This window comes from Dyella terrae (assembly GCF_004322705.1).
Taxonomy (GTDB): Bacteria; Pseudomonadota; Gammaproteobacteria; order Xanthomonadales; family Rhodanobacteraceae; genus Dyella_D; species Dyella_D terrae.
Genome location: NZ_SIZZ01000001.1, coordinates 33,309 through 47,025 on the forward strand (window position 1 = coordinate 33,309; position 13,717 = coordinate 47,025).

Genomic DNA, 13,717 nt, shown 5'->3' on the forward strand with positions numbered 1-13,717 from the left:
GCACGATGGCTAGACACCCATGGCTTTGGAATCCCGCGACCTACTGTCATCCATGGTCGACACTCGCGATGACCTCGGGGCAGCGCATGGGAGTCAATCGATATCTGATTCGCAAACACCACTTGGCCATGCCAGCGCCCGTCGGTCCTGATCAGCGACCACTGGTCGACATGATGACCGCCGCGTGGGAGCGTCTCGATCGCATGGCGTTTCTTCTGGGCTGCTTCGTGGCGCGACCACATCTTCTCGCGCATAGGCACTGGGTCACGCTGGATCGCGATGCACGCGCTTTCCTGCTGGGCTGCCTGCCGGCAGCAGGCGCCACGCACACGATCGGTGGTGGCCCTGTCGTGGAGGCTGTGGGTGCATTGGGGCGGCAGCGCATGCATGCCCTCGCCGGGAAACTCCCCGCATGGCTGGGCGATCGACTGGCGTTGCGATTTGCCGATCCGGGCCGGGGTTTGCCCTGGACAACGTGCGATGCCGCCGGCCTGTGGAGCGCTTCGCGCCATGCTGCAAAAACTGCCTGAGCGAGCGCTCCGGCTGGCCGAAGAGGCCGTGCTGATCCGCGCCGATTCCGTGACTGCGGCCCGATGTCTCGAGCGTCTGGAGTCCGAGGCGCGAAAGCGAGCATCGCGAACGGTCCAGGATGCCCGTGCCGATGCACTGCGCATTAAGGAGGAGGCTGCATTGCAGGGGTATGGCGACGGATGCGCGATGGCCGTGCTGGGTGCCTCGGATGCATTGGCGCGAATGCGCGCCTGTGAAGACGCCTGGATTCATTCGGCCGTGACGCGAGCCAAGGCGGCCGTGTGCGAGGCGCTTGAAGAGTCCGGCGCGGAAGCCTGGTTGATCGAACGCCTTTGCCGGCAGGCCTGTGAGAACTCGGCGGTCTGGCCGGTACTGCGCGTTCCGCCGCCCCAGCAAGCCTGGGCTGCCCAGCTGTGCACTGCACCGGGGCTCGAACGGCTTCGCCTTCAGTGTCGCGATGAGGGGCCCTGCGTGCTCGACGCCGGGACGTTCGTCATCGAGTTCACGCTGAAGGCGGCTGCCTGCAAGGACGTCGAAGAGAACCTTGTCGAGGAGTCCCTCCGTGAGTCGATTCGCGAGCTTGCCGCGCAGTGGGCACGCAGCACGACGAATGCTGCCTGGAAGCAATGGGAGAAGCGCCAGCGATGGGTGAAAACATGACCGTAACGATGGATGGGATCCGCCACGGAGATGGCTGGAACGTGCCCGCGGGTGCACCGGTGCCGCTGCATGAGCGCCTGTCCGAACGCAGCGATAGCGCGAAGCCTTCAACGACGGCCAGCCCGCCGCCCGACTCGCCACCTGGGCATGTCGATGGTGGCCAGGCCAACTTCGGTTGGATGCTGGTCGCCCAGCTCATACGGGAGGTGTTTTCGGGTAGCGGATTCTACAAGTCGGAGAACGATGCATGAGCCCGGACTGCACGATCGGTTCCCTGCGTTCCATCAAGGACGAAGCTGGCGACTCACGGCCCTTGCGCCCCTGGCATCCCGTGGGCGCGAACCAGGACGAGCTGTTTACGTTGAGTGTTGGGCGCGGTCAGTGGGTGCTCATGTCGGCCACGAAATCCGCGCGAGGCGTCGTGCGACTTCACTCGTCGCAAGTCGACGCCCACCGGCAACTCGTCTGGACGACACGCCGGCTGCTGGTTTACTCGCACGTGCCGATGGCGGTCCTTTCCAGTCGCCCCTTCGAGCTGCGTGACGTGGATATGTTGGCGTTGACCAAGCTGCTCGCGTTTCACGACGACGCGCGTGGGATATCACTTCATGGAAACGCGGCCCAGACGTGCTCCATCACGGAAGCTACGCACCTGGCGCTGGAGGACCGTGGCGAAGCCACCCGGTGGATGGTCAGCGGTTTCACGCGTGTCTGCGCCACCCGGTCGCAAGTGTATGGCGTCCTTCGGAGGACGGAGGCCTATCGCTTGGTCCGGTTCCTGCTGGCGCAGGAGCCGTCGATCAAGGCTTCTCGCCTGAGCGAACGTTATGGATTGTCGCCGACGCACTTTCGCCGCAAGTGTCGACAGGTACTGGGTCAGTCGCTGAAAGGGCAGCTGAGATTGCTCAGGGCCGCTCGCTCGTTGCTCGAATATGGCCTGGGCAATGAGCCGTTCACGACCGTGGCGGCCGACCATGGCTATTCGTCCGCAGCGCACTTTTCTTCGGAAGTCCGCAGTTTGTTTGGCAAATCACCGACCGAACTGTATCGATCCTGCGTGAACTGGAAGGAAGCAAAGTGAGGAAGCCCCACTTCTGCATGGCCATCCTGTGGTTCGGATGTTTCACGGGCGCCATCCAGGCACAAGACGGCGCCGCCGCCGCCGCCGCGTCCGGGCTGGCGACCGGTGAAGGCGTGGTCGTCCGGGACGGCAGTGCCAGTCAATTGCTGCAGTCGATCGGAAGCAAGCTTCGGCAAGGTGTATCCATGAGTGATAAGGCGCGCCGGAAACGCATCGCCGGACACTTTAAGCTCGACGACGCGCGTGGCTTGTTGGATCGACTCGCCGCCGAGGCGGGCTTGATCTGGTACAGCGACGGGAAAACGCTGCACGTCTACGATGCAAGCGAACTCCAGCACCACGTGGGTCGGCTCGCGCATACGTCGATCGACACGATTGAAGCCTTCCTCGACCAGGCCGGCCTGTTCGATCCCCGGTATCCCCTTCGCGGTGCTTCCGACGGCGTATTTCATGTGGCGGCGCCGCCGATCTATGTCCACCTGATATCGGAGATGGCCTCGCAGCTCGATCGCGTGCATCCGGAAGCCAGCCTGACGTCCGATCACCTGGAAGTCATTGCGCTCAGGCATTCGTTCGCCGCGACCCGGACGTTCACCCAGCGTGGCGCGAGTACCCAGGTGCCAGGCATGGCGCAGGTGGTGCAATCGCTGATGCACGCCACGGGCGACGCGGTTGAGGCACCGGTGGAGGACGACGCGTCGACGGTCGTCCCCGCGAAAGCGGCGGGGCCCCTGATCGTTTCCCATGAGCCTGGAAACAATCTGATCGTCCGGGGGACGACCGGGCAGATACAACGGGTACGTGAACTCGTCAGGCAGCTCGATCAACCCCGTCGGCAAGTCGAGCTGTCGCTGTGGATCGTGGATTTGCGGCGAAGCGATCTGGATGCGCTGGGTATCGAGTGGTCGGGCCAGTCCAGGTTCGGCAACCGTCTGGGCGTACAGCTCAACCCCGGGGCGCTTACCTCGACGCTGGATGGGCAGCAGTTCCTTGCCTCGATCGCCGCGCTTGCCAAGAAGGGTCACGCTTCCATCGTCTCGCAACCGGTGGTGCTTACTCAGGAAAACACGCCGGCGTTGTTCGACAGCAGCACGACGTTCTACACGCGCCTGGTGGGCGAAAGAAACGCACAGCTGGACAGCGTAACGTTCGGCACGATGGTGAGCGTGGTGTCCCGCGTTTCCAATCAGCGCGACGTCGAACTTAACGTGGCCGTTGAAGACGGCGCTATCGACAACAGCCGGCCGCAGGGCGTGGACAGCCTGCCCATGGTGGCGCGCACGCAAATCGATACGGTCGCGCGAGTGCCGCGCGATCTGAGCCTTTTGATCGGTGGCTACGCGCGCACCTCGTCCGAGGCGAGTCGAAGTGCGATGCCAGGCCTGTCACGCGTGCCGCTTCTTGGCTGGCTTTTCAGGTCCAGGCGGAGTGACCGTCATGCGTCCGTGCGTGTCTTTCTCATCCAGCCGCGCGTGCTGGCGGACGGTGACGGCGAGGGCGCGGCGACGCTGGAGTCGACTTACGGACCGGGCGTTGGGCGATCGCTTCGTGAGGCGGCGACGCGTCTGGATGCCAGCGGCGAGCGAGGTGCGTCACCGTGAAAATTCCCTCCACGGTCATCCCGCTTGTCGATGGATCGCGGCTGGCACGCACCCGGGGCAAAGCCCGGGAGTCGGACCGCGTCGACGTACCCGCCCCGGTAGACGAGCCGCTGCGCGCGGATCAGGACGCACTCTCCGTTGCGCTGGACCTCGGTGATGACGCCACGGCGCTGTTGACGGTGCTTCGTCAGCGGCGAAGGGACAGGGCGAGTGGTGAAGTCGAAAGTGACGCGCCGTCCGAATGGACCGATGCCCTGCTCGAGGACGACAGCCTGCAGCGATTTGAGGAGCTGCACGCCTGCCTTCGCGGTGGCGGTTCCGCACAGCAGGTACTGGCTCTGCTCAGGACCCGGTTTCCCGATGCCGGGGATGCCCTGTTGGTGCTGGGGCAATGGCGGCGGTTCCGTGACCTCTCGCGTGAGGAACGCGAATGCCTGGAGGAGGTGCTGGCGACGCTGCGGGCCGCACTGGAAGGTGAGGGCGCCCAATCCCTTCGGGACGCCCGGGCCGGTGCCAATGCGAGTGCCAAGGCGAAGCTTGTCGCTCATCGAACCGGCCTGGATGCAAAGGCCCTTCGGGAAAGCTACCGCGATTTCCTCGGCATGGATCTTGTGCCCATCTCGCAGTATGAGCTTTGGATGGAGCAGTACGGTTTCGAGGCCAGGCATTCCGTACTTGATTTCATCGAGCGCGCCCTGGTCGCCGACATCTATGCCCTTGATCCGAGCTGTTCCCGCCTCGAGTTTGGGAACGCACTTCGCTACATCGTGCGCCTCGGATCGCTTCGCTCGGCAGATCTTCGCCTGCTCTCAAGCGGCTGGCGCCAGGACATCATGGCGCGACTTCGCGTGGACAAACCGACGTGGTTGCTGGCCATGTTCTCCGTCGTCCGCGATGCGGAAAAACTACGGACGCTCCTCCATGCGACGTGCGCGAAGGCCGTTCCGCCACCGACGATCGAGGAGCGATGCATTCTCGTGCAGTCGATGCGCCGCGCCCTGAGTCAGCTGTCGCCCGCCATGTGGCATGGGCAGGATGAATACGCCGCGACGTTCGCGGCCCTGGACGAACTGGCCGAGCAGGCGGTATCCGCCGAGATAGCCGCGCGCCCCCTGTCGGTGTTGAGGGTGCGATGAGCGCAGAGGCAAGTGCAACCGTCGCTCCCTGGTTCCACCGTCCGGAGCTCACGCTGGTCGTGCTCATGGCAGCCGTCATTGCGATGCTCGTCATGCCGTTGCCGACCTGGCTTGTGGACGGGCTTATCGCGCTCAACATGGCCATTGCCATCGTTATCTTCCTGAGCTCGTTCTACGTCGAACGATTGCTCAACTTTTCGACTTTTCCGTCGGTGCTCCTTTTCACCACGTTGATGCGACTGGCCTTGTCTGTCAGCACGAGCCGGCTGATCCTGGTCGATGCCGATGCGGGCCATGTCATCCAGGCCTTCGGAGAGTTCGTCATTGCGGACAACCTGGTCGTGGGCTTCGTGGTGTTTTCCATCGTGACGATCGTGCAGTTCATCGTCATTACGAAGGGTGCGGAGCGCGTGGGTGAGGTGACGGCCCGATTTTCGCTCGACGGCATGCCTGGCAAGCAGATGGCCATCGATGCCGATCTGCGCGCGGAGTCCATCAACAGCGAAGAAGCCCAGCGGCGCCGCAAGGAAGTGGAACGGGAGAGTCAGCTGTTCGGCTCGTTCGACGGTGCCATGAAGTTCGTCAAGGGAGACGCCATTGCCGGGGTGGTCATTCTTCTCGTCAACTTCTTCGGTGGCATCGCCGTAGGCACCTTGCAGCACGGCATGACCTTCGGTGACGCGCTGCATACCTTCACCCTCCTGACCATCGGCGACGGCCTGGTGGCGCAGATCCCCGCGCTTCTCATCTGTATCAGTGCCGGTTTCATCGTGACACGCGTTGGTGGCGATCAGCGAAATCTCGGTGCGGGCATCATCGCCGAGCTGTTCGCGAGTGACCTGGTGCTCTTGGTTTCCGCTGTGCTCGTCCTGCTGCTTGGGATGTTGCCGGGGTTCCCCTTGGCCGTGTTCGTTGCGCTCGCGTGTGGGCTGGCCGGCATTGTTGTCATGCGCCGGCGCAGGCTGCGGCGCCACGGCGATGGCGAAGCCGCGGGTGCGGTGTCGGCATCCGGGAAAGCATCGTTCGATCAGGGGCGACTCGTGTCGGAAACCCTTCCGCTGCAGGTCAACCTCCCGGGAGAGCTGATGCGCGCGTGGGAGGAGCAGGGCTGGCTGCAGCGGTGTCAGGAGGCATGCTTCTTTCAACTCGGCATTCCGCTGCCGCCGCTCGTTGCGCGCGAGTCCGACGGTGACGGGACATCGGTTGAGGTCCGGGTGAACGAGGTGGCGGCAGCGCGCGGTCACATCGTGGCAGGTCGCACGCAGATGCGTGGTGACGTGCCCCATGCCCTGCTGCCGGGTGATGCCATGGAGCTTCCCGATGGTCGGGGCGGACGCAGCTACTGGCTGGCGCAGGACGATGTCGCGCGATGGGACGATATGGGTCTTCGCGGTCGAGCCGATATTGACGTGCTGGTCGAGCTTGTGGGCATTGCGATTCGTCGGAACATCAGCGAGCTGTTTGGCATACAGGAAGCCAAGCAGATGATGGATCGCCTGGAAGGGCGGTATCCGGAACTCGTCAAAGAGACCTATCGCCATCTTCCGGTGCAGCGCCTGGCCGACGTGCTTCAGCGCTTGCTCCGTGAAGACGTGTCGGTGCGCAACATGAAAGTGATTCTCGAGGCGCTGGCGCAATGGGCGCAACGCGAGAAGGACGTGATCATGCTCGCTGAACATGTCCGGTGCGCGCTTGCCCGGTATATCTCCGATCGCGTCGGCATCGATGGCCGCATCAAGGCCATTGTTCTGTCGGGCAGCGTCGAAGATCAGATTCGGTCGGGCATTCGTCAGGCCCAGGGCGGCTCATTCCTCAATCTCGACCCCGCGGCCGCCAATGATCTCCTCGATCGTGCCGAGCTCTGCATTGGCGAAGTCACCTTGCACTGTCCCGATGCGGTGATCCTGACGGCGGTCGACATTCGTCGCTTCTTCAAGCGGTTCATCGAGGGCCGCTTGCCCCATGTCGGCGTGATCTCGTTTGGCGAAGTCTCCGACACCGTTTCCATCGATGTATTGAGGACGTTATGAACGATTTGAAAACCCTGCTATCCGATGCGCTTGGGCTGCTTGGCTGCGACGCCGCCCAATTCTCGTTCGATGCCCATTCGCCCATATCCATCAATTTTGTCGATATCGGCGATCTGGTGGTTGTTCCCGACGGCGAGATGACGTGGTTCTGGAACCTCCTTTGCAGCGAGGGCATGGACGCGCTCGGTATGCGCGCCGAGCGTCTGCCGGCTCAGTTGGCGGAGCCGGCACCTTTCATGCTGTGCGGTGCTTTGACGCTTCGTTCGGAAGTGGATTCTGTATGGGTGGGCGGCGTCGTTGCCACGGAGGCTACCCAAAGCGCCGAGGCTTTCGCGGATGCCATCGGGACCTTTCACGGCCGCGTGAGGCAAATGAAGGACCTGCCTGAGTGAAGCTTCCCTCGCTGCTGGCTCGTGTCGGAGCGCGGCCTCACGTCTTGCGGTCCGGCACCTTGCGTGTGTTGCTCGATGGTCTCCGTCTGGGAGAAATCTGCGAGCTCTTGGAAACGCCGGGTGAGTCGGCAGCCTTGCGTGGCATCGTGACATCCATCGATGGCGAAAGCGCCTCGGTCGCCGTGCTGGGAGAGTCTCAGGGACTGTCCTCGCGCACCATCGTCATGCCCACCGGGCGATTCATGGAGTGCAGCCTGCATCCCTCGATGCTCGGTGGGGTCTACGACGCGATGGGGAAGGAGACCGCGCGCCTCACCGACGCGGTTGACGGGTTCGGCTTATCCCAGGTCCGGACGCTTAAGTCGCCTCCTGCGGACTACCGATGCCGAACTCCCATAGGTCGCCTGTTTCATACTGGCATTCGTGCCATTGACGGCTTGTTGGCCTGTGGTGAAGGACAACGCATGGGTATCTTCGCGCCGGCGGGCTGCGGCAAGACTTCGCTACTGGAAATGATGCTCGACTACGTCGAGTGTGACGTCATCGTGCTGGCGCTCATTGGCGAGCGCGGTCGTGAACTTTCCGATGCGGTGGAGCGCCTTCGCCAGTCACCGCAGGCGGGCAGGGTGGTGATAGTGCACGCAACGTCCGACTGCGCCTCCGCGCTTCGATGCCAGGCCGCGCTGCTGGCGACGACCGTGGCCGAGTACTTTCGTGACCGGGGCAACAAAGTACTGTTGCTCGTTGATTCGATGACGCGCTACGCGCGTGCCTTGCGCGACATGGCATTGGCATCGGGCGAACCTCCCGCCCGGCGCGGATTCCCTGCATCGGTATTCGATGCATTGCCGGGTTTGCTGGAACGTCCCGGTGCCGTTGCCGGAGGAAGCATCACGGCCTTTTACACCGTGCTGCTCGAAGACGAAGCACTGGCCGATCCTATTGGTGAGGAAGTGAAGTCGCTCCTGGATGGTCACATCTATCTGTCGAGTTCGCTGGCGGGCAAGGGTCACTATCCCGCCATCGATGTACTTCGCAGTCAAAGTCGACTGTTCTCCGCGGTGACGGATCCTCAGCACCAGATGGCCGCAAGGCGCTTTCGGCATCTTCTGGCGGTACTGGCCGAGATGCAGGTGCTTCGTGATGTCGGTGAATACGTCGCAGGGCAGAACGCGATCCAGGACGCGGCGGTCGAACGGGAGTCGGCCATGGAAGCGTTCTTGCAGCAGCGTTCCACGGAGGGAGCCTCATTGCAGGAGGCCCTGATGGATTTGTATGCCGCAGTCCGCTGACCTTCTCGGACGGCTGTGTCATCTGCAATCGGGCAGGCATGAGCGAGCCCGTGGCAAAGCCATGGCGGCCGACATGGATGCAGCCTTGCACCACGAACAAGTGGTCGCCTGCCGGGAGTCGGCGCGGCTCCTGGAGGGTGAAGGTCATCCGCTGCTCGGCGAGGGACTGACGCGTGAGGATTTGTTTGGTCGCCTCCGGCTTCAGGCGATGGGACGGGCCCATCTCAACGAAATTCAGCTCGAGGTTGAGTCGCTGGAAAGTGACATCGAGCGATGTGAAGCCGCGGCTAGGGAACAGCGAGACATGTCCCGGCTGGCGATTCGCCGCCGCGACAAGCTGATGCAGGTGGTGGCGCGGATCCATCGGCGGAAAAGGCGACGCGACGAAGCCATCGACGAAATGCTTTCGGAGGAGGAGTACACATGTCAAACCCCCGGGTACTAGATGCGTCATGGGGGACTTCCTGGTCCACGCCGGTGGCGTCCGGGAGCGCATCGCGATCCCTGATGGAGCGGATGCTCGAACAGGTGGATCGGGCGCGTGGGCAAGAGGGTAGCGAGGCGAAGAAGCGCAAGCGCAGCGAGCACGATCCCCATGGATCTGCATGGCATTGGGTGCCCGGCCAGGCCAGGGAAGTGGTGGCCTTGGGAGCGGACGAAAGGTCGTCTGACACTTCCCTGTGGCGCGGGGTCGGGACCTCGACAGAGGGCGCCGGTGCGGAAGCGCCGGCACGCGATGAAAGCGCTGGCGACAATGGTGAGCTTGCTGTTGCGGGTGACATGGATACCAATCCCCGCCGGGACAGCGTGGCGGATCCGAGGGTGTCCGGCGATGCTCCCTCTGCCGTTCACGGGATGAACCCACTCGCGGGCGTGGCCGCCGCCAGTGCGGTGGCGCAGCTTCGCGACGCGGGCGCCGCGCTCGCCACGCGCGCGACCTCCATGCCTCATCCCGGCGCGCTCGTCCGCGGGACGGCGCCCGCCGAAGTGGTCCCGGTGCAGCCCGTCAACGACGTCGATCTGAGCGTGGTCTTTCGAAGCTGGGGTGCGGATCACTCCTTGTCGGCGCAATGGATGGCTGCCAGCGCAGCCTGGTTGCTGCAACCCCACACCGATCGCATGCGGCGAGCCCTCCTTGCCCATGCACGATTCGATGGTCCCGAGCACGTCACGGTGACCGCGACATCCGCCGGTGCTCGCGGCGGGCGCAAGCAAGGTCGATCGGGATCGTTCTCGCAATGACCTGGACGATGCCTGGCCTGCGGCGGATCGACACCGCCATGCTCGAGCGTCAGCGCGCGTTGGAGCGCGCCAGGGCAGCCGGTGTCTGCGCTTGCTGGGACGAACTGGATCCCGCCGTTTGGTACGTGCGATGTCGGCTTCACTCGTCGTCCGGTCGCGCAACGGCATGGATACGACTTGCGGACTGGGCGGCGTTCCTGTGGCCCTCACTGGCGGATATCGCATGGGATGCCCTGTCGGTTGAGGATGCTCGCGATTTGCTTGGCGCCGACACCCATCGCCTCTGCCTTGCGCTTGGGGGCGCAGCGCAGCCGCGCCTTGACTATGTCGAACGGGCGCCGGCGTCAGACGCCATGGACGTCCTGCGCATCAACAGCGTGGCCGGGGATGTGTGGATCGATCGCCTCGATTGGCTCCAGCCGGCGAGCCTTCCCTTGCGCATCGGACGCTCCCTGCCACTGGAGGTCACGTGGGAGCTGGCACGGCTCCGCGTGTCGGCGCGACTCCTCGAGCGCATGCGCGTGGGTGACGTGTTGTTGTGCCAATCCCTGACGTACACGGCCTATGTCGAAGGCACCCCCGTATTCCGTTACTCACTGCAGGAACATATCGTGACCATTGAAACGTCTGCCCAGACCGTCGGGACGGTAGCGCTACCGGACATCCCGCTGAATGAGATGGTTGAGCTGAAAGACCTGCCCGTGGACGTATCGGTCGTCCTGTGTCGCAAAGCCTATACGCTGGAGGAGTTGGCGGGGTGGGGCGAGGGCGCATCCATCGTGTTGCCACAGGACGTGCATTGTGACGTCGAGCTGGTGGTCAACGGACGGTGCATGGCCCATGGCGAGCTGGTGCAGGTCGGAGATCGACTTGCCGTGCAGATCCACCGAAGCCGACTGCGCTGAGTGCATGGACGATTCCCTTGCCAAGGTGCTTGTGCTCGCGGGCATGTCGTTGCTTCCGTTCCTGGTAGCGACGGGCACGTGTTTTCTCAAGTTCACCGTCGTTTTCACGCTTCTGCGCAACGGACTGGGGCTGCAGCAGGTGCCGTCCAATGTCGTCATCAATGCGCTGGCGCTCATGCTGGCCGCCTACGTCATGCAGCCTGTCATCGCCGATGTCGCCGATGCGTTCGCGAACCACAGCGAACCCCTGGACCATCCGCAGGACGTGATCGCCTTGCTGAATGAGGGGAGTGGCAGCTACCGCGCCTACCTGGCCAGGCATGCCGATGCGGATCTGGTGAGGTACTTCGCTCAGTTGCGAGCGAGTGAGCCGGATGCATCCGAGCCTGGTTCGTGGGAGGAGCCCGGTCTCTTCGAGTTGCTTCCCGCGTATGCGCTCTCGGAGCTCAAGGCGGCCTTTCTTATCGGCTTTTACCTGTATCTCCCCTTCGTCGTGGTCGATCTTGTTGTGTCGGGCATCCTGCTGTCCCTCGGCATGATGATGATGAGTCCGGTCACCATTTCCGCGCCCATCAAGCTTGTGCTGTTCGTGGCCCTGGATGGTTGGACGCTGATATCCAAGGGTCTCATCGAGCCGTATCTGTCCGGTGGAGGGCACTGACGTGGATCAGCTCACCGAGGTCGGTCAGCGCACGATGTATCTCGTGTTGATTCTCTCCGCCGTGCCGGTGGCGGTGGCGACGGTGATCGGAATTCTCGTTGGCCTGGTCCAGACGGTGACGCAGATTCAGGAGCAGACGCTGCCATTCGGCATCAAGCTGATATCGGTGTCGATCACGCTGACCTTGACGTCGCATTGGTACGCGATTCAGTTGCGTCAGTACACGGAGTACCTGATGACTCTGGCGTTTCATTCCGCCTGATGCTTGCAGGGACGTTGGACCTGGCCGGTCACCACTGGCAGCTGGCGGCGCTTGCCATGATTCGGGTGTTGGCGTGTTTCGCGTGGCTGCCTTGCTTCGGCACGGGCGCGATGGCATCCAAGGTGGTCAGGTCGACCGTTGCCCTCTGGTGCGTCATGGGTTTGTGGCCGGCACTCGAGCCGCTGTCGGCGCCACTGGATCTCACGGGGATGGTGTGGGCGGGTTTGCGCGAGGGCCTGGTGGGAACCGCGCTCGGGCTTGCTCTGGGGTTGCCTTTCCAGGTGTTCCACGGCTTCGGTGCCGTTGTTAATAACCAGCGTGGTGCCAACATTGGCAGCACGCTGGACCCTACCTCGGGCGCGGAGGCCACGGAATCGGCGAGTTTGTTGCAGTGGTTCTCAGTCGCCGTCTTCCTGGCGGGAGGTGGCATTGCCACCGTGCTGGAGGCGCTTCGTGCCAGCTTCTTGGTGATGGGGATGGATGGCGCATTTCGTGCGTCCATGCCGGGGTTGACGACCTATGCCGGCACGGTTCTCGCCGCGGCCGTCAAGTTGGCAGCGCCTGTCATTGCCATGCTTTTCCTGGTCGAGGTGCTGCTGGGCATGCTTTCGCGGTTTGCGCAGCAGATGAATGCGTTCTCGGTCGCGCTTGCCGCCAAGACGGTGGTGGCTTTCGCGGTGCTGCTGGTTTACGTCATGACCTCTCTTGAGGAAATGTCGATAAGCCTGTGGCGCGAGCATTCGGCCTTTGATCTTCTGGATATACGCCCGCCTTGAAGACGGAAAAGCCGACGCCGCGCAGGCTGCTCAAGGAGGCGCGCAAGGGGCGTGTTCACCACAGCCGGGACTTGGCCGCATGGACGTCGATGTTTGTCGGCGCCTTGTCGATCACGCTTTTCACGGATATCGAGCCGATCGGACGCATCTACGCCTGGCTGGTGGACCGGCAGTTCAACGTGGCAATCGATGAATTCCTGGTGATGTGCGCGATGGCCGGCGCCCGTGCCATCGGGCCGCCATGGCTGGCGTGCACTGTAGCGACGACCTGGCTTTCGTTGATTGAGAGCCGGGGGATACTGGCTACCGAGCGGACAACGCTCGACCTGTCGAAACTCAATCCCGTGCAGGGCGCGAAGCGGCTTGTTTCGATGCAGGTGCTCAAGGATCTGCTGCGCTCGGTGCTCTACCTGGTGCTGTTCATTGCGGTGGCCAGCTGGCTCATGCGCGACACGCTGCGCAATGTCCTGAGCCTGCGCCATACGGCATCGCTGGGCGAAGGCTGGCTGGGAGTGAGCGCAGGCGCAGCGCTCGTCACGTTAATGGTCGTGCTGCCGGTGGCTATCCTGGCAGGCGTTATTGACTATGTGATGTTCATACGAAGCATGCGAATGGATAAGCATGAAATTCGCAAGGAGCACGAGGAGAACGACGGAAAGCCTGAAATCAAGCAGCGTCGCCGCGAAATGGCGGCGGAGTTGAGCGCCCAGATCAAATCGGACGTGCGCGGATCCTCCGCTGTCCTCGCCAATCCGACACACATCGCCGTGGGTATCTGGCTCAACCGTGAACTTGCGGAGATTCCTTTCGTGTCGGTTCGTGAGCGGGGCGACAAGGCGCGCGCGGTGATTGCCTATGCCGAAGAAGTCGGAGTGCCCGTCATCCGGGATGTGCGCCTTGCCCGGCGCCTTTACGCAAGTTCGCGTCGCTACCAGTTCGTGCCACTGGAAGAGCTGGAGCCGGTGCTGCGTCTGCTGCGCTGGCTGGAAGACGTTGAACGTGCGGGTGCCGAGAGGATTCCGTAGCCGCTGTTGCGCTGCGCACGCGCGTGCGTTTCGTGGCTTGGCTGTATTTCGAAAGCGAGTTGGAAAGCGGTTTATCACAATGGATTCACTGGAAACGCCGCGTACGGCGATATGTGATGGCTC

General features: G+C 63.2%; 16 protein-coding genes. All 16 read left to right on the forward strand.

From position 1 onward, the window contains the following. Positions 1-5: 5 nt before the first annotated feature. The 16 genes from EYV96_RS00220 (at position 6) to EYV96_RS00290 (ending at position 13,594) form a co-directional block, all read left to right on the forward strand. Positions 6-530: a hypothetical protein gene (locus EYV96_RS00220; protein WP_165488536.1), complete on the forward strand. Its 525-nt coding sequence runs from the start codon at positions 6-8 to the stop codon at positions 528-530. Beyond that, positions 511-1,191 carry a hypothetical protein gene (locus EYV96_RS00225; protein WP_131149529.1) on the forward strand — a complete coding sequence of 227 codons (681 nt, stop codon included), beginning with the start codon at positions 511-513 and terminating at the stop codon, positions 1,189-1,191. The genes EYV96_RS00220 and EYV96_RS00225 overlap by 20 nt, the downstream gene beginning before the upstream one ends. Next, positions 1,188-1,442 (forward strand): hypothetical protein, encoded by a 255-nt coding sequence (locus EYV96_RS00230; RefSeq protein WP_131149530.1) that lies wholly within the window; start codon positions 1,188-1,190, stop codon positions 1,440-1,442. The genes EYV96_RS00225 and EYV96_RS00230 overlap by 4 nt, the downstream gene beginning before the upstream one ends. After that, the gene (locus tag EYV96_RS00235) at positions 1,439-2,272 is read left to right on the forward strand and encodes a helix-turn-helix domain-containing protein (protein WP_131149531.1); all 834 of its coding nucleotides are present in this window, start codon (positions 1,439-1,441) and stop codon (positions 2,270-2,272) included. The genes EYV96_RS00230 and EYV96_RS00235 overlap by 4 nt, the downstream gene beginning before the upstream one ends. After that, the gene (gene sctC, locus EYV96_RS00240) at positions 2,269-3,873 is read left to right on the forward strand and encodes a type III secretion system outer membrane ring subunit SctC (RefSeq protein ID WP_131149532.1); all 1,605 of its coding nucleotides are present in this window, start codon (positions 2,269-2,271) and stop codon (positions 3,871-3,873) included. The genes EYV96_RS00235 and sctC overlap by 4 nt, the downstream gene beginning before the upstream one ends. Further along, positions 3,870-5,009: a type III secretion system gatekeeper subunit SctW gene (gene sctW / locus EYV96_RS00245; RefSeq protein ID WP_131149533.1), complete on the forward strand. Its 1,140-nt coding sequence runs from the start codon at positions 3,870-3,872 to the stop codon at positions 5,007-5,009. The genes sctC and sctW overlap by 4 nt, the downstream gene beginning before the upstream one ends. Continuing rightward, positions 5,006-7,039: an EscV/YscV/HrcV family type III secretion system export apparatus protein gene (locus EYV96_RS00250; protein ID WP_131149534.1), complete on the forward strand. Its 2,034-nt coding sequence runs from the start codon at positions 5,006-5,008 to the stop codon at positions 7,037-7,039. The genes sctW and EYV96_RS00250 overlap by 4 nt, the downstream gene beginning before the upstream one ends. After that, a complete protein-coding gene (locus tag EYV96_RS00255; protein ID WP_131149535.1) occupies positions 7,036-7,431 on the forward strand; it encodes a type III secretion system chaperone family protein in 396 nt (131 codons plus the stop codon). Before EYV96_RS00250 ends, EYV96_RS00255 begins: the two co-directional genes overlap by 4 nt. After that, a complete protein-coding gene (locus tag EYV96_RS00260) occupies positions 7,428-8,723 on the forward strand; it encodes a FliI/YscN family ATPase (protein WP_131149536.1) in 1,296 nt (431 codons plus the stop codon). The genes EYV96_RS00255 and EYV96_RS00260 overlap by 4 nt, the downstream gene beginning before the upstream one ends. Positions 8,724-8,784: 61 nt before the next feature. Continuing rightward, positions 8,785-9,168, forward strand: a complete 384-nt coding sequence (locus EYV96_RS00265; protein ID WP_131406534.1) for a hypothetical protein — start codon at positions 8,785-8,787, stop codon at positions 9,166-9,168. A 62-nt stretch (positions 9,169-9,230) separates the two neighbouring features. Then, positions 9,231-9,965: a hypothetical protein gene (locus EYV96_RS18670; protein WP_165488537.1), complete on the forward strand. Its 735-nt coding sequence runs from the start codon at positions 9,231-9,233 to the stop codon at positions 9,963-9,965. Then, positions 9,962-10,870 carry a FliM/FliN family flagellar motor switch protein gene (locus EYV96_RS00270; RefSeq protein ID WP_165488538.1) on the forward strand — a complete coding sequence of 303 codons (909 nt, stop codon included), beginning with the start codon at positions 9,962-9,964 and terminating at the stop codon, positions 10,868-10,870. The genes EYV96_RS18670 and EYV96_RS00270 overlap by 4 nt, the downstream gene beginning before the upstream one ends. 4 nt (positions 10,871-10,874) lie before the next feature. Further along, positions 10,875-11,531, forward strand: a complete 657-nt coding sequence (locus tag EYV96_RS00275) for an EscR/YscR/HrcR family type III secretion system export apparatus protein (protein ID WP_131149539.1) — start codon at positions 10,875-10,877, stop codon at positions 11,529-11,531. Between the two features lies 1 nt (position 11,532). After that, a complete protein-coding gene (gene sctS, locus EYV96_RS00280) occupies positions 11,533-11,793 on the forward strand; it encodes a type III secretion system export apparatus subunit SctS (RefSeq protein WP_131149540.1) in 261 nt (86 codons plus the stop codon). Next, positions 11,793-12,569, forward strand: coding sequence for a type III secretion system export apparatus subunit SctT (sctT, locus tag EYV96_RS00285; RefSeq protein WP_131149541.1), 777 nt, complete (start codon positions 11,793-11,795; stop codon positions 12,567-12,569). The genes sctS and sctT overlap by 1 nt, the downstream gene beginning before the upstream one ends. Beyond that, positions 12,566-13,594 carry an EscU/YscU/HrcU family type III secretion system export apparatus switch protein gene (locus tag EYV96_RS00290; RefSeq protein WP_131149542.1) on the forward strand — a complete coding sequence of 343 codons (1,029 nt, stop codon included), beginning with the start codon at positions 12,566-12,568 and terminating at the stop codon, positions 13,592-13,594. Before sctT ends, EYV96_RS00290 begins: the two co-directional genes overlap by 4 nt. Positions 13,595-13,717 lie beyond the last annotated feature (123 nt).